We start from the raw sequence: 24320 nt of genomic DNA on the forward strand, positions 1-24320 counted from the left end.
GATATCGTTGTTGGTGAAAATCTTTTTTGTGATGTGGGTATTGGAAAAATGTTGAAAGAACGCTTTTACTATCCACAATCCACACTCCGTATTTTTGAGGTGAAATTTTGGCAAAAAAACAAAATTACTTTTACCTGTGTGTAGAGGTACCTTTTCCCACCTTATTTTCACTTTTACAGGGGGTTTTACACACCAATTGTGGAAAAAAAAGAGCCGGACGACAAAAACCGCCAAAAAGCAACTGTTGTGAAAATAGACCTATATTATTCACATTTCCCTGTGGATTATGAAAAACAGCTTTTGCACAAATGTGAATAAACTATCTACCCCCAAAAGCAGGTCATTTTCCGGAAATACCAGTCATAACGGGCATTCAAAAAAGCTAAATCATTGAAAAAAAATGGATTGCCAAATGGGAACATCTGTGGAAAACCTGTGAAAGAAAAGCAGTCCATAAAAGTGCTAAAATGCCCTCAAACCCTTTGCTGTATTGGGTTTGAGGGCAAAAAATACTCTTTTGCAGTTACAGTTATTTTATTCTATTTTTGCTATCCTTAAAAATGTAGACTATATAATATATGTCAGTAATTCAGAAAATCAGGGACAAATATGCCGTCGTGATCGTAGTAGTGATTTGCCTGGCTATTGTTAGTTTCCTGTTGCAGGATGCCTTTTTTGGCAAAAGTTCTCTCGCCCGCCGTTCAACTACTGTGGGTAAAGTAAACGGTCAGGAGCTGGATGTCGCAGACTACCAGCGCCGTATTCAGGATGCCGAAGCAGGCGCACGCCAGCAGATGCCTAACGGTAATATTGACGAACAAACTCGTCAGTATATCCGCGAGCAGGTTTGGAACCAGTTTCTGAATGAACAGATTATGCAGGCCCAATATAAAAAACTGGGTATCGCTGTAACTGAAGCAGAAATCGTAGACCAGATCAAAGGTAAAAACCCGAACCCGATCGTTGTTCAGCAATTTACCCGTGATGGCCAGTTTGACCGCGCAGCACTGCAGCAAACTATCGCACAGGCCGGACAGAACCCTCAGATCCGTCAGGCTCTCGAGCAACTGGAAACCTACATCGCCAAATCCCAGGAACAGGTTAAATATATCACCCTGATCAAACAAGGTGTATATTATCCTAAATGGATGGCTACCCAACAGCAGGCAGATAACAGCAAAACTGCTACTATCTCCTATGTAAGTGTTCCTTATGCTTCTATCGCTGATTCTACTATTAAGGTAACAGATGACGAACTGAACCGCTTCATCCAGGACCATAAACAACTCTTTAAAGTGGAAGAGTCCCGTAAAGTGGAATATGTATCTTTTGATGCTGTTCCTTCTGCCCAGGATTCCACTGCTGCCATCCACCAGATCCTCGCTCTTAAAGCTGAACTGGATACCACTCATGATATTGCCGGTTTTATCAACCGTAACTCCGACATCAAATACTATGATGGCTACGTTTCCAAAAACGCAGCACAGGTACCACAGAAAGATTCTATCGTAAACCTGCCTGTAGGTGCTGTATACGGTCCTTATTATGATAATAACCTGATCGTATTCGCTAAAATGGTTGACCGTAAAAGCATGCCTGACAGCGTGAAAGTACGTCACATCCTGATCGCTTCCGGCGGACCTCAGGGCGGATTACCTGATTCTGTAGCTAAAAAACGTGCTGACAGCATCGCGGTAGCTGTAAAAGGTGGAGCCGACTTTAAAGCGCTCGTTGCTCAGTTCTCCGATGATCCGGGTAGCAAACAAACCGGCGGTGAATACGATATCACTCCTTCTACTCCGTTTGTACCTGAATTCAAAGATTTTGCTTTCGAAGGCACCAAAGGCCAGATCAAAGTGGTGAAAACCCAGTTCGGCTACCATGTAATGGAAATCATGGACCAGAAAAATATCGGTCCTGCCATTAAAGTGGCTTACCTCGGTAAATCTGTTGAAGCCAGCAAGGAAACCAACAACACCGCTTACAACGCTGCCGGCGACTTCGCTAGCAAAAGCCGTAACGGTGCTGCCTTTGAAAAAAATATCCAGGAAGGTAAACTCAACAAAAAAATCGCTGATAACGTACGTCCTATGGACTTCGTAGTTCCTGGTATCGGACAGGCCCGCGAACTGGTTCGTTGGGTGAACGATGCGAAAAAAGGTGATGTAAGCCCGGTATTTACCCTGGATGAAAAATATGTGGTAGCGCTGCTGACCAGCATCCGCCAGGAAGGTACCGCTCCACTGGAAGACGTAAGACCTCAGGTGGAAGCTGAAGTGAAAAAGCATAAAAAAGCAACACAGATTATGGCTAAACTGCAAACTCCGGCTAACCTGGACGCTGCTGCCAAATCCTCCAACCAGCCTATCTTAAAAGCTGAAGGTGTTAGCTTCGCTTCTCCGTTTATCGCTTCCCTGGGCTTCGAACCCCGCATTGCCGGTGCTTCCTTCAACAAAGACTGGGGTACTGCTAAAGTATCTACCCCTATCGAAGGTAATGCTGCCGTATACGTGATCAAAGCTGATAGCTATGAACCAGTAGCACAGCCAGCACAAAGCCTGACAGCTCAACAGGCTGCTTACGAACAGGGTGTTAAATCCCTGCTGGACCAGCAGCTGTTTGAAGTGCTGAAGAAAATGAGCACTGTTAAAGATAACCGCGGCAAATTCTTCTAGCAGACAGATACATTTTTAACTGACATAAGAAAAGGGAAGCAGTAATGCTTCCCTTTTTTCATGGCCATATTCCTTGACCATATCTTCGTAAATTTGTTGAAGTAAAAAACAGACCTATGGATGAAATAATCAATAAAGTAGCACAGAGTGGCCTGGAAACCATTGACCTGGAGAATTATTTTCCTAAAGGAGAAACTGTCATTTTTGATATGAAGGATTATCTCTTTATGGGCATGATCCTGAAAGAAAAAGATTTCCGCGCTGCCATGCAATCGCTGGACTGGGAACAATTCCGTGGAAAAAATGTAGGCCTGGTATGTACAGCAGATGCGGTTATCCCCCTGTGGGCTTATATGCTGGTGATGACCAACCTGGAGCCTGTAGCTGCCTTTGCTGCCTTCGGAGACGCAGATTTTATATATAAAACATTGTACCTGAAGAATTTATCCACTATTGACGTTGCGTCTTTCACAGATAAACGTATCGTGATCAAAGGATGTGGGGATAAAAGAGTGGGCGAAGTGGCCTATGCGGAAATAACCCGGCTCCTGCGCCCGGTAGCGAAAAGCATCATGTACGGAGAAGCCTGTTCTTCAGTGCCGGTATATAAGAAAAAGGCCTAGAACCAGCCTCTCTTCCGGAAAACAAAGATCATCAGGATCAACAGTAAACCCATACCTCCCAGGGTATAGAAATAGCCATTCCGCGATTCCAGCTCAGGCATATTGTGGAAGTTCATACCATAAATGCCTGCTATCAATGTAAGCGGCGTAAGCAGGGTGGTTACCACTGCCAGCACTTTCATGATCTCATTCATTTTGAGGTTCAGCTGCGAATGATACAGGTCCTGCACGTTCAGGATCATATCGCGGTAGTTATCTGCCAGATCATTACACTGGATAATGTGATCATATACATCCTTATAGTATTTGGTCACATTATCTTCCAGTAAATCACTTTCACTTTTGAGATAACCGTTCACCAATTCCCTTACTGGTGCTACTCCCCGCTTGAACAGAAATACCTGCCGCCGCAGAAAGTTAATACGTGCCAGTGTACGGGTATTGGGTTCGTGCTGTACCACATCTTCCATCAGTTCTATCCTTTCTCCCAGCTTATCCAGCACCAGGAAGTAGTTATCCACAATCACGTCGAGCAGTGAATAACAGAGGAAGTCCATGGTACCATTACGGATGCGGGAACCGGGTATCCTCAGCTTATCCCGTACCGGGTCAAAAACATCCCTGGTAGGATCTTCCTGAAAGGAGATGACAAAGTTTTTCCCCATTACAATGCTCACTTGCTCCTGGTCTATGGTAGAAGTTTCTTTGTTGAAATACATCATGGGCAACAAACAAAAGAGGCGCTCTCCTATTTCATCCATCTTGGCGCGCTGCCCTATACTGAGGATATCTTCTTCTATCAGCGGATGGATCATAAAATGCGCACAGATGGTATGCACATCTTCTTTACGGAGGCCATCAATATTAATCCAGGCAAACGTTGGGTTGTCGCGATAAGCAAAAGTTTCTTCCAGCGATGACAATACTTTCTCCGTACACCCGCTGCCGTTATAATCAAAAACAGTGATTTTACTGCATTCAGAAGGCTTGCGGGAAGCTACTCCTGTAGCAGGATTAAAATTCATGATACGCTGTTTTTTAACCTTAAAAGGATTCAGCGCATCCAGCATACCCACACCCGGGATCGGCAATTTATTTTTTACAGACTTCAGCATATCTGCACTAGCTATGTTTCGAACCCAATTTAAAGGAAAATGGCACGCAAAGGAACAAAGAGGCCAGGAATGCAAAGGATTTAACAGAATCTCTTTAGCAACAGCATTCCTGGCCCCCTGATGAAAGTTAGAACCTTGGCAGCTCTATCTCCGGTTGTTTGCCACCGGCAGGACGCTCGAAGATATCCCCGTATTGTGCATTGGCAGGCTTGAAGCCGCTGGTCCACAGGTAAAACCAGCCATTTTCGGAGCCGCCGCCGAAGTCAAGGCGGTCTTTGGCTTTGGCAGTGGCATCGTTTGTGAATTTGGCTTTGGTGAGCTCTATCCACTCGCCGGTATTGGTTTTGATCCAATGGTTGCCATAATAGCCTTTGCGGCCTAGATGTCCGTTTTCAAAGGAAAAGTTCTCCAGGAAAGAATAGAGATGTCCCATGTATTTGCCGTCTTTAGGCGCGCGGAAGCTGGCGATCAGTTTCCACTCGTGATGCTCGGGAACGTAGAAGTAAGCGGTGTAGGTAGTGATAGTACCTACGGGTACAGCGTGCATCAGGAAACGATAGGTTTCACCGGCTTTCCAGTTATATAGCCAATGACTATGGCCACCAGTACCCTCTCCGCCGAAGCCGCTGGCGTATACGCTATCCCCTTTTGCGAGCAGTACCACCTGATCTTCGTATTTAACATTGCTGCGCTTGTCAGGCTCAGTACCCGCATCCCATACAGAGAAAATAATTCGTCTCTCAGCAGGACCATTCACCTGCATCCCGAAATATCCACGATGAAAACCACAGGACATGAAGTAAGTGCCCAGTTTGTCTTCTCCTTCGGGTACTTTTATTTCACCGTAAAACCATTCTACATTTTTTCCTTCCGGCACCGGATAGTTCAGGTGTACGGATGCTGAACGGCGCCAGGATTTTGGGTTGAACTGGATATCCTTTGTAGCAGGACCTTCCAGGCTGATTCCTTTTACGGCTGCATATATTTTTCCGGATTTCTCTATGCCCTTCAGGGTAATGGTATAAAAACCCGGTTTGGAAATTGTTGTTTGCAGAACGGAAATATCCGTATATTCATTATTGTTAGGAATACTTACTATTTTTGTCGTTCCATTTAATGTGACAGATACTTTACTACCAGCGTCAGATCTGGCTTGCAGGGTTACTTTTAGTTTTCCTGCAGTAGCTGCATGAAAATAAAAATTGACGGTGTTGTTATTGCCGGTCCAATCTATCACGCCATTGCGGTCGTTGATCTCTACATCTTTTTCTTCCGGATCGGCGTAGGCAGTAAAACCTGGTAGTACAACCGGTGTCGTTTGGGCAAAAATTTGCTGCACAGACAGGCATATCACCAGTAGTGCATTGAAAAGGAAATATTTTTTCATTGTTCTGTAATTAGTATTCAGCAAATAAAACAGCCACATCCTCCATATGCAACGCTTCCGGTAAAAAATTACACTGGAATGAGAATCCATTTTATCTACGGTGTGGGAAAAAATCTATACAGCCGTGATGCAGCCGCTGGCAGAGGAAATAGCCGCCGGCAAGGTTTTTTTTCGGGGAATTGTTTTTGTGTTATTTAGAGGAAGATGATAGACTGTGGTTTTTGTTGTGTTTGTCAAAACAGATGGTAGACAAACGGGTATTGCGATGTGGAAGAGAACGTGTTGCACAATTCAACAAGTAATCTGCTTGAGTTAAACGGGCACCTGTTATGATTAATAAGAGAGGGGGAAATGTCACCGCATTTCTCCTTCTCATTTTTTTGGCTGCTTGTATTTTATCTCCACAGTAGCCACGCCGGTTTTGAGCATACCCAGTTTGGCCGCTGCCTTCCGGGACAGATCGATTACTCTTCCAGGCGCGAAAGGTCCTCTGTCGTTAATGCGCACTTTTACCGTACGGCCGTTGGCGGTGTTCATCACTTTTACTTTGGTACCAAAAGGGAGTGTCTTATGGGCTGCTGTAAGCCGGTATTGCCGGAATGTTTCTCCACTGGCAGTACGTTTCCCATCAAAGGAGTCTGCGTAAAAAGAAGCTTTACCACTTTGGGTAACCTTACGGCTACACGCAGTAGTGCTTATCATCAGTGAGATACCAGCCAGCAGCAGGTATTTGTTTTTTACAGAGCGTAATGAAGGTGTCATAAAGATGTGCCGCAGTTTAGGTCTATAAATATAGAGATTATTTCTGATGGGATTGACTTAAACAAAGTGTTATCCCTGTTGTTTTTCTACAGAAAATCATCCGGAAAAAATAAAAATATATGGGAAAGTTAGTTGCCGACCAATTAGTGGAAATGCTGGCCGATGCCGGCATTAAACGTATTTATGCTGTAACGGGAGATAGCTTGAACCATCTGAATGATGCGGTACGCAGAGACGGACGTATTCAGTGGGTCCATGTAAGGCATGAAGAAGCCGGAGCCTTTGCCGCCGGTGCCGAAGCACAGCTCAACGGACTGGCCTGCTGTGCAGGAAGCAGCGGACCAGGACATGTGCACCTGATCAACGGATTATATGATGCACATCGTTCAGGCGCCCCCGTGATTGCTATTGCTTCTACCTGCGCCAGCAATGAGTTTGGCAGTGATTATTTTCAGGAAACGAATACCATCAAGTTGTTTGCAGACTGCAGCCATTACAACCAGGTGGCTTGTACACCGGAACAGGCCCCACGCATGTTACAGGCCGCCCTGCAACATGCAGTACATAAAAAAGGCGTGACCGTACTGGGCCTGCCGGGTGATGTGGCTGCCGCAGGGGCAGTATCCATCAGCACTTCCCTGAAGCTGTATCATACCTCGCCGGTATTGCGCCCTGCCGAGGCAGAACTGCAACAGCTGGCCAACCTGTTACAAGGGGCCGAAAAAGTGGCCATTTATTGCGGACTGGGAGCTACCGGCGCCCATGATGATGTAATGACCCTGGCCACTTTGTTGAAAGCACCTGTCAGCTACTCCTTCCGCGCTAAAATGGGCATTGCATATGATAACCCCAACGACGTAGGCATGACTGGGCTGCTTGGACTGGCATCTGCCTATAAAAGCATGCACGAAGCAGACGTAGTACTGCTGCTGGGCACCGACTTTCCCTATACTCCATTTATGCCTGAAAAAACGAAGATCATACAGATAGACAAACAGCCGGAAAGACTCGGCCGCCGTGCCTCCCTGGAGATGGGGCTCTGTGGTGATATCGGCCCTACTCTGCAGGCTTTATTACCGATGATACTGGAGAAAAAAGACAGGAACTTCCTGGACACCATGACAGACTTCCATCAGGAAGTAGAACAAAAACTGCAAACCTATGTAGAAGACCGTGGAAAAGAAGAGGCCGTCAGCCCGGAATATGTTGCCAGTGTTGTCAACAGGCTGGCTTCTCCTGATGCTGTTTTTACGGTTGATACGGGTATGACTAATGTATGGACTGCCAGGTATATTACGGCTACGGGTAAACGTACATTGCTGGGGTCTTTTAATCACGGTTCCATGGCTAATGCTATGCCACAGGCTATCGGCGCTGCATTGTGCCAGCCGGACCGGGAAATATATGCCCTATGCGGCGATGGAGGCCTGACCATGCTGTTGGGAGACCTGATGACCATCCGTCAATATAACCTGCCGGTAAAAGTGATCGTTTTTAATAACCGTTCACTGGGCATGGTCAAACTGGAAATGGAAGTGGCGGGTCTGCCGGACTGGCAAACAGATATGATTAATCCAGACTTTGCAGCAGTAGCCGCCGCTATGGGATTCACGACTTTTACCATCCGTGAGCCGGATGAAACGGAGTCGACACTCGTGAAAGCATGTAAAGCCTCCGGGCCTGTGCTGGTGAACATTTTCACCAACCCCAGCTCACTGGCCATGCCTCCGAAAATAGAATTTGAACAGATGAAAGGGTATGCCTTGTGGATGGGGAAACTGATATTGGGAGGAAGATTTGATGATGTGCTGGATGCTGTAAAATCTAACTATAAGCATATCAAAGATGTGCTGTAAATAATTGGGGATTTTGAGATTTTGAAAGAATGGTGATAATATTCAAAATCTCAAAATCCCTAAATACTAGAATGGGTAACCGATAGCGATATTCAATATCAGATTTTTCTTTCGCCAGTCGGGATCACCGAAATTAATTTTATTAAACACCCATCGTTCGTTGGGCGGAAGATAAGGAATACGGAAAGGTGTTGCCAGGTCGAAACGTACTACCACGATGGATGCATCTATTCTGAGGCCTAAGCCGCCACCCACAGCAATTTCCCTATAGAAAGTATCAAATTTGAACTGGCTACCGGGCTTCTCCGGAATATTCTTTTGCAGCCATATGTTACCCGCATCAATAAAGGCAGCGAGGTTAAATACACTGGTCAGGTGAATACGTACTTCCGAGTTAAATTCCAGCTTGATATCCCCGGCTTCATTGGCCAGCAGGGAGCTGGTATCCTGGGCTTTGTCGAAATAAGAACCGGGCCCCAGTGTGCGGGCTCTGAACGCACGGATACTGCTGCTACCACCGGTGAAGAACTGCTTAATGAAAGGTAGTGTTGTAGAGTTGCCATAGGGCAGGCCATACCCGATAAAAAGGCGGTTGACCCATTGTTTGCCTTTGCCTATACTCCAGTAGTGACGGCCTTCGAGGGTAAGCCGCTCATATTGGGCAAAAGGGTTTTTTAATATGTTTTTGGTAGAATCTCCTTTTTTGATGAGCAGCCCTGCAATATTTCCTGACACGTCGATATTGCCGCTCAGGAAAAAGCTGTGTATACGGTTGGCAGTCTGGTTATTGAAGGTGATCGTATAATTGCCGCCCATGATAAATTGTTTTTCGATGGATGCCCGCTGGCTGGGATCATTGGCGAGGATACTGTCGTAAGCTTTGGTTGTTTTGGTAGGCAATACATAGGTGACTGCAATGGGTGACAGGGCATGATTGAGATAAGCTGATTTCTGCCACAGGTATTGCAGCTGCAACGTATAGGCGTTGAGGTCATACAGGTTTACCCGGCTGTACAGCTCGTAAGACGCACTCATACGGGTGCGTGGCACATAGGGTGTGCGGATATTGAACGGGATAGGTGTCAGAAAACGGGGAAAAGTCACCGCTACTTCCGCCCCCAGATTGTAGGAGTTGGAGCCGCCCCCGCTATTATTACCTGTTTGCCATTCCAAACCACCCCGGAGCCCTATTTCCAGCGTTGTAGCAGAATGCAGCCAGTTACGGTTTTTAGCTGTAATACGCGCTTCCGAACCGATGTAGCCATTGGATTTGGAAGTACCTCTCAACTCTGTTTGTAAGGAGCGGCTTTTATAGGGGGTCAGGTAGAACTTGGCATCGAGCCAGCCACTGTCGAGTGATACCCGGTTATTGACCATAGCGCGGTAAGTACCGGCGAGCGCGGTGTCGCGGCGATAGGTGCTGTCGGCGCCGCGTTGTACGAACCGGGGCCTGGAGGTATCTCTTATGGCAGGTACATTAGGATTGCCGCCGGTAATGTTGTGGCGGGAAGTATCTCTTACCGGCCGGAAAGAGCCTTTCACAAATTTGAATACGCCCAGATTGATAAGACGTTGCAGCGTGATATTGTGGGAACTCAACCGGTAAAGGCTGTCTGGCCGCAGGAACACAGAACGATCAAATACAATGGGCTTAAAACGTTTGGCGGAATCGACAATATACATGCCGTGGTAATACAGCGGTGTACCCTGGGTAGACAAGGAATCGTTGTCCAGCGAATAGTCTGGAAACAGGCTGATATCGTGCATCCGGTAAGGCCGGAGTGCCAGCAGTGGGGTATTGTCTTTTATCTTCACAAACAGGTCTACCGTACCATTGTTGGTGGTATCGGCCTGTACCAGCAGATAATCCGGCGTAAAATAATAATAGCCCTGTTCTTTTAAACTGGCGTGTATACGTTCCCGTTCGGCCTTGATAGAATCCAGTGAATAAGGTGCTCCTACTTTCAGTGAGCTTTTGTCGTAGGTTTTAGTGACAGTACGACCAATAGCGCTTGTATCAGTAAGGTAGGTAACACTTTTGACGGTGTAGCGGTGATTAGGTACTGCTTCGTATTGGATAGAAGCTTTTTTGCTGCCTTTATATTTTATGGATGAAGAAACTTCAGCCTGAAAATAGCCATGATCTACCAGATAGTTTTCCAGGACCTTGCCCGTATAATCGGGTTTAGCCTGGCTGAGCAATACAGGTGGTTCTCCCCATTTTTTGCGTAAAAGGTAGTTCAATCCTTTTTTCTTAGGCTCATGGCCCATATTATACAACCACAGCTTGATGGGCATGCCCAGGAACCTGCGGTTGGGACGAGGGCGTGTCCTCTTTTCCATTCCTTCGTCCAGAGAGCTGTAGTCTTTCGGTTTTTTTCCTTTCCAGTGGATACCGCTGCCGGTAAAGAGGCGGTCTCCTTCCGGTACCGAACGGGTAGTGCTGCAGGAGCTGATAGCCAGGAAGCCCAGGCATAAAATGACACATATGATGATATAGCTATTTCCCTTCTGCATTACTTCTTCTGATTTGTTTCTGCCTGCTTTGCCTCCTTTATGGCCTTTTCATCGCGCAGGCGCTGTTGTCTGAATTCTTTTTTGGAGCGCTGGAATATTTCCCTGAATTCATCATAATCCATCACCAGCATAAAGGCAACACCGGTTTCGGTGTACTGACCCTGTATAACGGTTTGGTTATCATTGCGCTGATATACCCTTAACCGGTATCTGCCATCGCGGCTCAGCTTATATTCTACGGAGATATCACCTACCAGAGAACTGGCGTTTTGCTGGTTGCCTGAGAGCATGATATTGGAACCAACGGAAACGGTTAAACGTTCATTAAATAGTTTTTTGGATGCGCCGATATTGAGGTTGGTCGTTTCCTGCGCAGAGCCGGTAGAATAGTCTTCTCTGCTTTGCAGGTCGAAGCTGAGGTCTACTCCTTTGATCAGGTTGCCGGCCAGGTTATTCAGCTGTTGGGATAATATCTTGCTTACGCTGTTGCGTGCAGCCTGACCTACGGCGTTTCCGCCATTGTCCAGTGTGCTCATCGGGTCATCAGGAATGAATGTGTTGAGCACCAGCAATCCCATTACCTGTTTATTCAGTTCAGATGGTACCAGGTTGATCTGTTTGATACGGTTATAAGGCATACCGTTGAACACGTTGCGTTCCCTTTCAGGCATATCGAGCTGGAAGCTAATGTCTGGTTTCAGCAGACTGCCTTTGATCTTGAGATATACATCGAAGGGAATACGTTGTTTATAAGTATTCCGTTGTTCTGTCGACATGCCACCAAGCTGGTCCTGGATGAGGTCTATGGCGGGGGCGTTGACACTGTATTTGGCGGTGATGTCCAGATCGGCACTCATGGCATCTCCGTTGAAAGAGATGAAGCTGCCTTTCTGGATATCGAAGGAGCGTTTGATGAGCTGATTAAGCGACATTTCATACTTTCCTTCAGCGATTTCGTAACGGCCGGTAATACTCATTTTGCTGCTGGGATCCAGCGTGGCATTGAGGTTGGCGGTACCTTTGGCCTGTACGAAGTCTCCGTTGTCTTTATCGATAATGATTTTCAGCATTGATTCCGGCGTGATTTCGAGATTGCCGGAGAAGAAGACGCCTTTGAGTCTTGGGTTGCTGTATTTGGCGCTGTCCAGTTTGGCCATCAGGGCGGTATCTATCGGATGATCTTTGTCAATAAATTCCACGATGCCTTCCCTGTCGGCAAGTCCGGGCTCTTCCTGCGGCAGGATCATGGTGACGCTGGATTTGTCGCGGAGTTTTACATTGGCATCTACTCTGGGCAGATCCAGGGAACCACGAACGGTGACTTTACTGTCAATAAAGGCCGGACCATAGATCCACTGATCGTTGTTTTGCTGTTTGCCCAGTGCCATGAAATTATCGGCTGTGATGCTCAGGTTAAAGCCGTATTTGATAAAATCAGTGGTGTTGATACGGCCGTTCACAATGAGTTCATTGTTGAGACTGTCGGCCACCACCAGGTTGTTGAAAAGAATACCTTTTTCATCTATCACAATGTCTTCATCGGGTAGGTGCAGATTGCTGCCGATGTAACTGATTACACCGCCGGCATTCTTGAAGTGAAGGTCCCCTTTTACATTAGGTTCGCTGGCAGTACCAGTGATATTAAACTGGCCGTTGGCGTTACCATACATATGGGTGATGCTACCCATGGTGAAAGGTTCCAGGGAGGCCATTTGCAGATTGGCGACAGTCACCTGTGCGTTGATAGTGCTGTCGTAGGTACCGGCGATATTCACATCGTTGCCATGTCCTTTGAGTGTGGCATTGAGTTTATACGTTTCCGGCGTGGCATTGTCAACGGTGGCGTCGAGTGTGCCCAGCTCGGCTGTTTTTACAGTAAGGCTGTCCACTTTGAGTTTGGCGTGAACGAGTGGGCTGGCGTTCCAGTTGCGGACCAGTGCTTCTGCGTTGAGGAGGCCGTTGGCCAGCAGCGTATCTGTGGCAAGCATACCGGTGATGGTGGCCAGCTGGAAGTTGCCGATACGGACCTGCAGGGCTGGAGTGCCTGTGGTGTCAGGAATGGTGTTGACAGCGATGGACTGTTCACCCTGGAATAGTTTGATGTTGGCTGTATCCGGGGCGCCGTTTTTGATGCGCAGGATATTGTTTTCAGCTACATTCCAGGGCTGTTTATTCAGCAGCAGATCGGGTTTAAGCGTCAGCTGCATTACATTGTCCGGCAGGAAGGATAATATCCCGCCGAGCCGGTATTTAGGTTGTCGTTTAATATCATCAAGCAGCAGGCCGAAGTTGACCACACCGGTATTAGCATGTGCTGACAGTACGGTATGGTACAACGGGAAGGAAGGATGTTTTATGTCCGCGATAGACAGGCGGGTTTGCAGGGAGGTGTCTATTATGCGGGCATATAACTGCAGGCTGTCTACCTGGATAGAGTCGTAGTTGAATTTAGGAAGATTGGCTTTTACAAACAGTAAACTACTGTCGCTGTTGAGACGGCCGCTGATATCCATCGGCATATCCATCCGGAGGCCGGAAATCAGCGGAGCAAAGCTCCGGGGCACCTGCAGGGAGGCCGCGAATTCCAGATACTGACCTGGCGGAACGATTACAATACGGCCGGAATCGGCAGGCAGCAGCGGTTTCATGATGATCCGGCTGAAGGCGTCGCCGATTTTGGTATAATCCATATGGCCGTTGGCCGTGATGGGGCCAAACGGACTTTTGATGTCGATGTATTGCCGGTCGTGATAATGAGCTACTAATGAAACCGTGTCTAACGGCACTATCTGGTCTTTGGTGGTTATCTGCCAGCCGGTCAGCAGGGCGTTACCTTCCAGCCGCTGTGGTGCCAGGCTGCTGAAGTCTGCCACCAAATTGCCTTTCAGACTCAATGGCTCTGTGTACCAATGGGTAGCATAGAGGTCGGCATTGGTAATCTCCATATTAGCTTTCAGCGACTGCAGGGCTGTATCACCCAACTGGCCACTAATGTCAAAAGTCGTATTGATACTGGTGTCTGCACTTTCTCCATTTGCCTGGAAGGCTCCTTTATGGATACTGGCGTTTATATTGATATTGCGGTAAGTATAGCGGTTGTAGGTCGCATCATACAGCGTGACAGCGGCTTTAGCTGCCATTTGCTTCAGCGTATAGCCCTGACCGGTAGCCGACAGTTTACCGCTCATCCATCCATAGGCGGTGTCATAGAGCATAATGCCAGGATGTATCCTGAAGGATGGAATGTTGACATCGTAGGTACCGCGTATGCTATCGGTGATATTAGACAGTTTGGCGTTCACATTGGCATTGGCGTAGTCGCTTTTCAGCTGCAGCTGTGTCAGCATATTTTTCATGCCGCCTTTGAAGAGGCCGGTGATGATCATATGTTCGGGCAGCCGGGGCGTATCCGGCAGTGTGCCGGCTGGCAGCCAGGAGCGCAGCGGTTTATTACCCGACTGAATAAAAAGATCCGGCAGGTTGGCATTTAAACGGTCCACATCAGTTACATGCTCTACTTGTCCGTTGGTGGCTTTGATGAGGTTGCCGTCATGGTCGTTGAGGTACAGCTGTTTGATATTCAGCATTCCCAGATTGCCTTTTAATATAGCCGACAGCGTTAGCTGTTTTTTCCACAGTGGATTGAAGTATTTGTTCTTGCGCGCATCGGGTACAAAAGGAAGCCATTCTGCCAGGGCTATCTGCACGGAATCGAGATTGGCGTCCAGGCCCAGCTGGTCCATATGATCAGCGATACCATCCCAGGATGGAACGGTAACGGCTATATGTTTTCTGAGAATACTTTTGTTGGTTTGTACCAGGAAGTTTTTCAGCGTAAGGCTTTTAGGCGTAAAGGAGAAGTCCATATTGGCCTTACGGATGGTGAAGCCTGACCAGTCACGGGCGGAGAGGCTTTTTATGCTGGCCAGGGTGCTATCCGGGCTGTACTGAATATTGGTAATTTTTGAATAGATGCCGGTCAGAAACAGGTGGTTGTAGTCCGGGTCGGGGCCAGCAGCCTTTGGTGTGGGCGTACCGTTATCGTACCGCAAACCAAGGCGGTCGAGGTTGACCTGTGTGGCAAATACCTGCCATGTATTGGGCGTAGTGTCGGGAGGTGGCGGCGTATTATCCTTACCGGGCACCATGGACAGCGATCCGGTAGTATTACGGATGGTCAGGTCTCCTACTTGTATCCGGGTAGAATCGGTATCGAGGCTGCTGTTACGTAATACCAGATCTCCTATTTTCCAGATGGTGGATATGCCGATACCATCACTGCTGTACAGGAAAGAACTGTTTTTTATCTGCAGCTTTTTCATCAGCAGGTGAATGCCGGGACTGCTGGTGTCTTCGGGCGGTGGCGGCGGAGCCGCATTGGTAGCTACTGAAGGGATATACTGCTGTTGGAAGAAACCTTTGAAGCCAACCAGCTCAATTCCCCTGAAGGCATAGATGCCATCCTCAACAATCAGGTCGTCGGGTGATATATGAAGAGTATCCCAGGCAGCGATAGTGCTCATCCCACCGGGTTGATCTTCATAACGCAGTCTGGCATGTCGAAGGGATACATCTTTGATCCTGAACTGGAGCGTGGTCCCTGAGGCAGGCGCGATAGTATCCGGAGTTGTTTTTTTGCTGGAGAAGGCATCAATGGCAAACTGATAGTTGAATGCAGAATCACCTTTATAGCGGTAAACATTGATCAGCAGCGAATCCCATTCCAGCTTGTCAATTTGAAGTTCGTTGTTGATAAGGGCCAGCAGGTTATAGTGGACTTTAAGGGAGCTGGTATAAAAAAGGGTTTGCTGCGAAGTGTCGGCCACATAAACGTTCCGTAGTTCCAGGTACTGCCATCCTCTTGCCCGGAGGTAGCCTATCTGTACTTTGGTCTTCAGTTTCCGCTGTAAATAGATTTCCCCCTGTTCTCTCAGGTAGTTCTGCACTCCATTCAACTGCAATAATAATACTGCCATTACGGGCAAAAGAAGCACCGCAACAATGATCCATAAAAGCCAACGCCACCAGGGGCGTCCGCGTTTTTCTCCGGTTTCTGCTGGTTCTGTCACTATGTTTGATTACTAAAAGTAATTTATGAAATAAAACGCACGAGCGTTCCAATGGTTTATTTTTCGGGTTTAACCCTGAGTTTCCGCCTACTAGCCCTGTAGCAGTACAAAATCCATACCCGCAGGTATTGGGGGTGAATAATATTGCAAGGATACATTAAAATACGTGAACGGGCATACTGAAAATTGATGACAGGAGTGGGAAAGGCCGTCTGTTGCTGGTGGTTGGGTAGATTATTTCCCGCTTTGAGGGGAAGGCAGGGAGGGTTTGTTACGCTGATTAAAACGGGAAATATAATATTCGAGCTTGTCTTTTTTGTTTGGGTCTGTCCTGAATTCTTCCAGTAGTTCGGGATCTTGTGGCAGAATGTATTTCCGGAGATTATAGAGAGACAGTTCCAGTATCTCGCCGGTAATGATGTTGATAACTTTCTTCAGATGTATGGGGGTGTTGAGGGTATTGACAGTCATATCTGCCTGGTTGTAGATACTGCGGGACGGCTGAACACCATGGATTTCGTAGGTGCAATAATAACCGGCCTGCTGTATTTCATTCAGGCCATTATCTTTTATGTAGACATGCTGACCATCGCAGAAGCCCCAGTAGCTTTTTATTTTATGCTCCTGCCCTGCCCGGTCGCGCATCACTAGTTCAATCCTGCTGGCGAGCAGGTAAATCTGGGCCGCGGTACTACGGCTTTTTATCACCAGGTCTCCTTCTTCCGAAGGGCTGTTGAACTGAAATTCCCGGAATGATTTATAGAGTCCTTTTTTGAGTGTGGTGGCATACAGGATAAGGTTCTCTTCTCCCTGTTCCTGCGCAGCAGCAGAAAGGCAAATGAAAAAAAATCCCCAGAGGCAGCACCATTGTTTCATAGATAACAAATGTATCCGGAATCATGGCTGGGCGCAGGGGAAATAGCTGAACGGCGGATTTATTTCTGCTGATCTGTTAATTCTGTCTGTAAAACTATCAAGCTCAGGATGGCTTTTTCGAGATAAGGCCGATTTCTTCCCAGCGGTCAAGCAGGGTTGCTGACAGGCGTTTGAAAATTTTCTCCGCGGCGAGGTCGGTGCGGGTTTCCAGGCGGGCCTTCCAGAGAATGAGCTGTCCGGTTGTATTATCGTACAGGTTGATTTCAAAGATTTGTTGCGTCCAGTCTATCAGTGGTCTGCCGGACTTGAATTCATCCCCGTTAAAGCCATCAGTGGTAACGTTTTGTATAGAGGTAGGAGTAACCACCATATACAGATCGGGATGATGTGTTTTAACAGCAGTGTTAATCTTTTCCTGCAAGTTGTCAGACTCCGGGCCTACATATTCAACAGAACATGCCATCCCTTTTTTCTCCAGTCTTTTTTTCATTTCATACTGGAGGTCCTGTATATATTTTCTGCTGGACATGGGACCGGAAGAGAGCAGCAACAGTGTTTTCCAGGGCCGCGCTTCTATGGAAGCTCTGGAGATTTCATACACCCGGAAATAGGTTTTCCCTTCGTTATGTTTTTTCTGTGCCTGCAGCTGGAAAAAGAGCAGGCAGGTAGCGGTAACAGCAATGAATCGTTTCATGGTACAGGTTATAGGGGCCGTAAAAGTAATCCAATTCCGGCAAAATAAAAGGCCGGGTAAAAACCCGGCCCGGCTGAAGGTTACAACAAAATCTAAACCTGCTTATGAGAAAAGCGTTAATAAATAGCTACTAGCTTTTAGCCGTTAGCTGTTATCATATTTTATGAACGTTGCCTTCAGCCTGTTAAGAGCAACAGGCTAAAAGTTTACCGCTATTATTATCAGAGCGCCATTGCCTGTAAGGAATGGTCTTTGCTTTCCAGCTGGGAGCTTCCCATCAGGAATTCATCTACTTTTCTCGCACACTCGCGACCTTCGCTGATGGCCCATACCACCAGTGATTGTCCGCGGCGCATATCGCCTGCAGCAAATACTTTAGGAATGGATGTCAGGTAATCTTTTTCAGTCGCTTTGACATTGCCTCTTTCGTCTTGTTCTACATCCAGCTGTTCCAGCATGCCGGTATGTTGCGGATGTATGAAGCCCATGGCCAGCAGGGCCAGTTCGCAGGGAATGTCTCTTTCAGAGCCAGGCACTTCAGTAAATTTGGCCGGTCTGCCATCGGTACCCAGAGACCATTGCAGGTCTACCAGGCGGAGTGCTTTCAGGTGGCCGTTTTCGTCACCCACAAAGGCTTTGGTGGCGATAGCCCATTGGCGGTCGGCACCTTCTTCATGGGAAGAGGATGTTTTTAATATCATCGGGTAGGTAGGCCATGGCATAAAGTCGGTACGCTCACCCGGAGGTTTGGGCATGAGCTCCAGCTGGGTAATGCTGATGGCACCGTGACGGTTGCTGGTGCCTACGCAGTCGGAACCGGTATCACCACCTCCTATCACTACCACATTTTTGCCGGTGGCCAGAATATCCTGACCATCCACGGGAATATTACCTACTCTTTTGTTTTGCTGTTTGAGGAAATCCATGGCATAGTGAACCCCTTTCAGTTCGCGACCGGCAATACCAAGATCGCGGGGAATGGTGGAGCCGCCGGCGAGCACGATTGCATTGTATTCCCTCAGCAGATCGTTGGTACTAACGTTAACGCCTACGTTGGCATTACATTGGAAAGTCACGCCTTCTTCTTCCATCAGTTTGATCCTGCGGTCGATGGTCCACTTTTCCAGTTTGAAATCGGGAATACCGTAGCGGAGTAGTCCTCCGGGTTTATCATCTCTTTCAAACACGGTTACAGTATGACCGGCATAGTTGAGCTGCGCAGCAGCAGCCAGCCCGGCAGGTCCGGAGCCAACAACGGCTACTTTTTTGCCGGTCCGCATACGGGGAATTTTAGCCTGTACCAGTCCTTTATCGAAGGCAATTTCAATGATATGCTTTTCGATTTCCTCGATGGCCACCGGTGGCTGGTTGATACCCAACACACAAGCGCTTTCGCAGGGAGCCGGACAGATACGGCCGGTAAATTCCGGGAAGTTATTGGTAGATGTCAGGATATCATAGGCTTCCTGCCAGTCCTGACGGTAAACAGCATGATTAAATTCAGGTATTACGTTGCCGAGCGGGCATCCGCTGTGGCAGAAAGGCACGCCGCAGTTCATACAACGGGCAGCCTGCTGGTTCAATTTGTTGTCAGGAAAACGTTCTACAAACTCGTTGTAGTGACTGATCCTTTCCCGGGGATCAGATTTCCCGGGCTGCTCTCGTGTAAATTCCAGGAATCCTGTAGGTTTACCCATAAGTATTTTCTCATTTTTTTATTTAGTTATTTGGTTAATTATTTTGGGCAGTTTATTCGCTCTGTTCATTTGCTCGCTCAATAATTAAATAACCAAATAACCTAATAGCCAAATATTAACGGTTTATCTTCTGTCCCTGAGCCACACCAGCTTTCAGTACGGCCTTGTATTCTTTCGGGAATACTTTCACGAAGTGGCGCAACTGGTTTTCCCAGTCTTTTAATATGAATTTAGCCACGGTACTGTTCGTGTAGGCGTGATGTTTAGTAATCAGGTCGTGCAGGGCGGTCACATCATCCTGGTCCAGCGGATCAAGATCAATCATGTCGCGGTTGCAGTGGTTGGCGAAGGAGCCATTAACATCGTACACATAAGCGATACCGCCGCTCATGCCTGCGCCGAAGTTGCGGCCTGTTTCACCGAGGATCACTGCTTTACCACCGGTCATATATTCGCAACCGTGGTCGCCTACTCCTTCTGCCACGATGGTAGCACCGGAGTTGCGTACGCAGAAACGTTCGCCGGCTTTACCGCGGATATAGGCTTCACCGGAGGTGGCGCCATAGAAACATACGTTGCCCGCGATGATATTTTCTTCGGCTTTGAAACCAGCTTCTCCGTGAGGATAGAGGATCAGTTTGGAGCCAGACAGCCCCTTACCGAAATAGTCGTTGGCTTCTCCTTCCAGTTCCATGGTGATGCCCTTGGTGGTGAAGGCGCCGAAGCTTTGTCCGGCGGAGCCTGTGAATTTGAAGTGCAGGGTATCTTCCGGCAGGCCTTCGCTTTTGTAGCGTTTAGACACTTCGTTGGAAAGAATGGTTCCTACTGTGCGATCTGTATTTTTAACGGTATACTGCTGATATACCCTTGTTTTTTTGTCCAGGGCGGGCTGGGCTGCTTTGAGCAGTTGCCAGTCCAGCACTTCGCTGATACCGTGATCCTGTTCTTCCTGTTTGTACAGGCCTGTTTCAGGGGCGGCTGGTTCTTTGTAGAGTATCGGTGAGAGGTCCAGTTTCTGTGTTTTCCAGTGGGTAATGCCTTCGCGCATCTGCAGGCAGTCTACCTGGCCAACCATTTCGTTGATGGTACGGAAGCCCAGATCGGCCATGATTTCGCGCAGTTCTTCCACCAGGAAGTGGAAGAGGTTTACCACGTGCTGAGGATCGCCGGAGAAGCGTTTACGCAGCTCTGCGTCCTGTGTGGCTACACCCACAGGGCAGGTATTGAGATGGCATTTACGCATCATGATACAGCCTTCCACTACAAGGGCAGCGGTGGCTACGCCCCATTCTTCAGCTCCAAGCAGCGTGGCGATAGCGATATCGCGACCTGTTTTCAGCTGTCCGTCTGTTTGCAGTACTACCCTGCTCCGCAGTTTGTTTTTCACCAGCGTCTGGTGAGATTCTGCGAGGCCCAGTTCCCATGGGAGGCCGGCATGTTTGATGGAGCTTTCCGGAGAGGCGCCGGTACCACCATCATGACCGGATACCAGTACTACGTCGGCATGTGCTTTGGCCACGCCGGCAGCGATGGTGCCTACACCGGCTTTGGATACCAGTTTTACACTGATACGGGCGGCACGGTTGGCATTTTTCAGGTCATAGATGAGCTGTGCCAGATCCTCGATAGAATAGATATCGTGGTGCGGTGGTGGCGAGATAAGACCTACACCGGGAGTGGAGTGTCTTACTTTCGCAATCCAATCATCCACTTTATGGCCGGGCAGCTGTCCGCCTTCACCGGGTTTTGCACCCTGAGCCATTTTGATCTGCAGTTCGTCGGCATTGGTCAGGTAGTAACTGGTTACGCCAAAACGAGCGCTGGCTACCTGTTTGATAGCAGAACGCATAGAGTCGCCGTTGGGCAGCTGCTCGTAGCGTATTTCATCTTCTCCCCCTTCACCGGTATTGCTTTTGGCACCAATACGGTTCATGGCAATGGCCAGGGTGGAGTGGGCTTCGTGTGAGATGGAACCGAAGCTCATAGCCCCTGTAGCGAAACGTTTCAGGATGATGCTGGCTGGTTCTACCTCCTCGATGGAGATGGAGGCACGGTTACGCTTGAACGAAAACAGGCTGCGGAGTGTGCAGGCTTTCTCGCTCTGGTCGTTGACGGCCTTGGAATATTTTTTAAAGATGCTGTAGTCGCCCATACGGGTAGAATACTGCAGCAGGTGTATGGTAGTAGGATTAAAGAGGTGGAATTCCCCTTTGCGTTTCCACTGGTATACGCCGCCTTCGGTAAGCCGTTGTACTGGTTTTTCCTTGCGGCCATAGCCCATCCAGTGTTTGGCCAGCGTTTCACGGGCAATTTCATCGAGGCCGAGGCCTTGTATGCGGGAAACGGCGCCGGTGAAGTATTTGTCTACCACCTGCTGGTTGATGCCCAGTATTTCGAAGATCTGTGCACCCTGATAAGATTGCAGGGTGGAGATGCCCATTTTGGAAAATACTTTCAGGAGGCCGTCGCAGATAGCTTTGATATAGTTTTTCTTCAGTTTGTCCACATCGCAGGAGGTGTCCAGTTTGTTGGACAGCTTCAGGTCGCGGATGGTGCTGAGGGCCAGATAAGGATTTACAGCGGTAGCGCCGAAACCGAGCAGGCAGGCAAAGTGGTGTACTTCCCATACATCACCGGCTTCCACAATAAGACCTACCGAGCCACGGATACCTTTGCGGATCAGGTGGTGGTGTACAGCGGAAGCAGCCAGCAGAGAAGGAATAGCAGCATGTTCAGAGTCGATCGCACGGTCTGAGAGGATGATCACCTCAAAACCGTCTTCCACTGCATCTACAGCGTAGCGGCAGAGACGTGCCAGGCCTTTTTCAAGGGAGCCGGGTTTGCCGTCGGCCTTGAAGTAGGTGTGCAGTGTTTTAGCCTGAAACAGCCCGGTGTCAATACTGCGAATCTTCTCCAGCTCATAGTTGTTGAGAATAGGATGGCGCAGTGCCAGGCTATGGCAGTGCAGCGGATCTTCATCGAGCAGGTTGCCATTGCCACCTACGAAGGTTGCCAGCGACATCACCAGCCGTTCCCGGATGGGATCGATAGGTGGGTTGGTCACCTGGGCAAACAGCTGTTTGAAATAGTTGGCCAGATGTTGCGGCTGGTTGCTCAGTGCAGCCAGCGGGGTATCGGTGCCCATGGAGCCTATGGGCTCTTTGCCGTCGATAGCCATGGGTGAGATGATATGCTCCAGGTCTTCTGTGCTGTAGCCAAAAGCGCGCTGGTATTTGAATATCTGATCGTGTTCGAGGTGGGTGAAGGTAACCCTTGGCTCTGGCAGCTCTTCCAGGCGGATCTTGTATTTGTTGAGCCATTCGCCGTAAGGCTGCTGGGAACAGATCTGTTGTTTGAGCTCTTCATCGCCTATAATGCGGCCCTGGTCCATGTCTACGATAAACATTTTACCGGGTTGCAGACGGCCTTTCTGTTTAACATTTTTAGGATCGATAGGTAATACGCCGGCTTCTGAGGCCATGATCACGCGATCATCTTTGGTCACTACAAAGCGGCTGGGGCGTAAACCGTTACGGTCCAGGGTGGCGCCGATGATTTTACCATCGGTGAAGGAGATGGAGGCAGGCCCGTCCCATGGCTCCATGAGGGAGGCGTGGTATTCGTAGAATGCTTTCTTTTCAGGCGCCATGTCTTCGTTGCCATCCCATGCTTCGGGGATGAGCATCATCATTACATGAGGCAGGGAGCGGCCGGTCATGGTCAGCAGCTCTATGACATTGTCGAGGCTGGCGGAGTCTGACTGCCCTTCTTCTACGATAGGCAGCAGCATGTCCATTTCCTCCGGAGTGAAATATTTGGATACAAAGTCACGCTCACCGGAACGGAGCCAGTTGAGGTTTCCTTTGAGTGTATTGATTTCCCCGTTGTGAGCTATATAGCGGTAAGGGTGGGCCAACCGCCAGCTGGGGAAAGTATTGGTAGCAAAACGGGAGTGGATGAGGGCGAAGGCGGATACCATCTTCTCATCGCTCAGGTCAGTATAATAATGACGTACCTGATAGGTCGTCAGCTGACCTTTATATACGATTGTTTTATAGGAAAGGGAGGCGATGTAGAACAGCGCTTTTTCCTTTGGAATAGTATTACGTACGGTTTTGGAGACGTAGTTGCGGAGTACGAACAGCTTACGTTCGAATGCTTCCGGATCGCTGATATGATAAGGACAGGCAATGAATACCTGTTCGATTTCCGGTTCTACAGAGAGGGCGGATTCACCGATGCCATCGGGACGAACGGGTACTTTGCGGTAGCCCAGTATCTCCAGGCCCAGCTTTTCAGCACTGCGTTGCAGTATTTCCCGGCATTCTTCACGCCAGCGTGGTTCTTTCGGGAAAAAGATCATGCCTACGCCATACTTACCAAATTCGGGTAAGCTGATACCTAATCGCAGGCATTCATCATACAAAAATTCATGAGGTACCTGAAACAGAATTCCTGCACCATCTCCTGTGTTTTGCTCACAACCGCAGGCTCCGCGGTGTTCCATGTTTTCCAGCATGGTGAGGGCATCACGTATAATATGGTGGGATTTACGCCCTTTGATGTGGGCTGTAAAACCTGTTCCGCAGGCGTCATGTTCAAATTCCGGACGGTATAAACCTTGCGTTTGCTTCACTTCATCCATTGGTTTAGATTTTTTGCTTTGACACACCCCTCCCTTCTGACTTGCGTCGATGGGTGGTGTACGATATAATTCGGGAACGGTTTAAAGATACTAAAGGAAGGCGGGATTTTTTATACAAATTTTTGTTAGAAGCAAAAAATTTAGAAAAAAATAAAATGAAGGCGCTTATTGTTAGAATTTATAAAAAAATGACTGCAGCGTGGGGCCGATTCCTGTTAGTGAATGGTAAAAGCCCCTTTTTAGAGGTTTTATTATTATAATAAGATCACTTTCATCGCAGGAAGTATGATTTCCCTGATTTTAATGACCATTTGCCATTCTATAACCCGGCCCTATACACGATGTTATTAAAATATTCCCTGGTACTTGCCGGCTTGCTGACTGGTTTTTCACAGCAGAGACTG

The 24320-nt window shown here is 48.1% G+C and carries 12 protein-coding genes; 3 read left to right on the forward strand and 9 right to left on the reverse strand.

Features of this window, described 5'->3' with window-relative positions; genetic code table 11:
• The first annotated feature begins 578 nt into the window (after positions 1-578).
• On the forward strand, positions 579-2675 hold the full coding sequence (locus tag KD145_RS19325; protein WP_212000937.1) for a peptidylprolyl isomerase: 2097 nt from the start codon (positions 579-581) through the stop codon (positions 2673-2675).
• A 116-nt stretch (positions 2676-2791) separates the two neighbouring features.
• The gene (locus tag KD145_RS19330) at positions 2792-3298 is read left to right on the forward strand and encodes a DUF2480 family protein (RefSeq protein WP_212000939.1); all 507 of its coding nucleotides are present in this window, start codon (positions 2792-2794) and stop codon (positions 3296-3298) included.
• Here the strand turns inward: KD145_RS19330 and corA are convergent.
• The 3 genes from corA to KD145_RS19345 all read right to left on the reverse strand — a co-directional run bounded on the left by corA (position 3295) and on the right by KD145_RS19345 (position 6562).
• On the reverse strand, positions 3295-4413 hold the full coding sequence (gene corA / locus KD145_RS19335; protein WP_212000940.1) for a magnesium/cobalt transporter CorA: 1119 nt from the start codon (positions 4411-4413) through the stop codon (positions 3295-3297). The genes KD145_RS19330 and corA overlap by 4 nt on opposite strands.
• A gap of 127 nt (positions 4414-4540) precedes the next feature.
• A complete protein-coding gene (locus tag KD145_RS19340; protein ID WP_212000941.1) occupies positions 4541-5800 on the reverse strand; it encodes a DUF3472 domain-containing protein in 1260 nt (419 codons plus the stop codon).
• Between the two features lie 372 nt (positions 5801-6172).
• Positions 6173-6562: a septal ring lytic transglycosylase RlpA family protein gene (locus KD145_RS19345; protein ID WP_212000942.1), complete on the reverse strand. Its 390-nt coding sequence runs from the start codon at positions 6560-6562 to the stop codon at positions 6173-6175.
• A 119-nt stretch (positions 6563-6681) separates the two neighbouring features.
• On the opposite strand from KD145_RS19345, the gene KD145_RS19350 reads away from it, so the two are divergent.
• The gene (locus KD145_RS19350) at positions 6682-8418 is read left to right on the forward strand and encodes a thiamine pyrophosphate-dependent enzyme (RefSeq protein ID WP_212000943.1); all 1737 of its coding nucleotides are present in this window, start codon (positions 6682-6684) and stop codon (positions 8416-8418) included.
• A gap of 66 nt (positions 8419-8484) precedes the next feature.
• On the opposite strand, the gene KD145_RS19355 is transcribed toward KD145_RS19350, so the two are convergent.
• The 6 genes from KD145_RS19355 to gltB all read right to left on the reverse strand — a co-directional run bounded on the left by KD145_RS19355 (position 8485) and on the right by gltB (position 23916).
• On the reverse strand, positions 8485-10935 hold the full coding sequence (locus KD145_RS19355) for a BamA/TamA family outer membrane protein (protein WP_212000944.1): 2451 nt from the start codon (positions 10933-10935) through the stop codon (positions 8485-8487).
• Complete coding sequence (locus KD145_RS19360; RefSeq protein WP_212000945.1) at positions 10935-16004, reverse strand: translocation/assembly module TamB; 5070 nt, start codon at positions 16002-16004, stop codon at positions 10935-10937. The genes KD145_RS19355 and KD145_RS19360 overlap by 1 nt, the downstream gene beginning before the upstream one ends.
• A gap of 234 nt (positions 16005-16238) precedes the next feature.
• Positions 16239-16880, reverse strand: coding sequence for a hypothetical protein (locus tag KD145_RS19365; RefSeq protein WP_212000946.1), 642 nt, complete (start codon positions 16878-16880; stop codon positions 16239-16241).
• Positions 16881-16983: 103 nt separating this feature from the next.
• Positions 16984-17574, reverse strand: coding sequence for a hypothetical protein (locus tag KD145_RS19370; protein WP_212000947.1), 591 nt, complete (start codon positions 17572-17574; stop codon positions 16984-16986).
• Positions 17575-17795: 221 nt separating this feature from the next.
• Positions 17796-19271, reverse strand: a complete 1476-nt coding sequence (locus tag KD145_RS19375; protein ID WP_212000948.1) for a glutamate synthase subunit beta — start codon at positions 19269-19271, stop codon at positions 17796-17798.
• A gap of 115 nt (positions 19272-19386) precedes the next feature.
• On the reverse strand, positions 19387-23916 hold the full coding sequence (gene gltB / locus KD145_RS19380) for a glutamate synthase large subunit (RefSeq protein ID WP_212000949.1): 4530 nt from the start codon (positions 23914-23916) through the stop codon (positions 19387-19389).
• Positions 23917-24320: the final 404 nt, after the last annotated feature.

Source organism: Chitinophaga sp. HK235 (assembly GCF_018255755.1).
Classification (GTDB): Bacteria; Bacteroidota; Bacteroidia; order Chitinophagales; family Chitinophagaceae; genus Chitinophaga.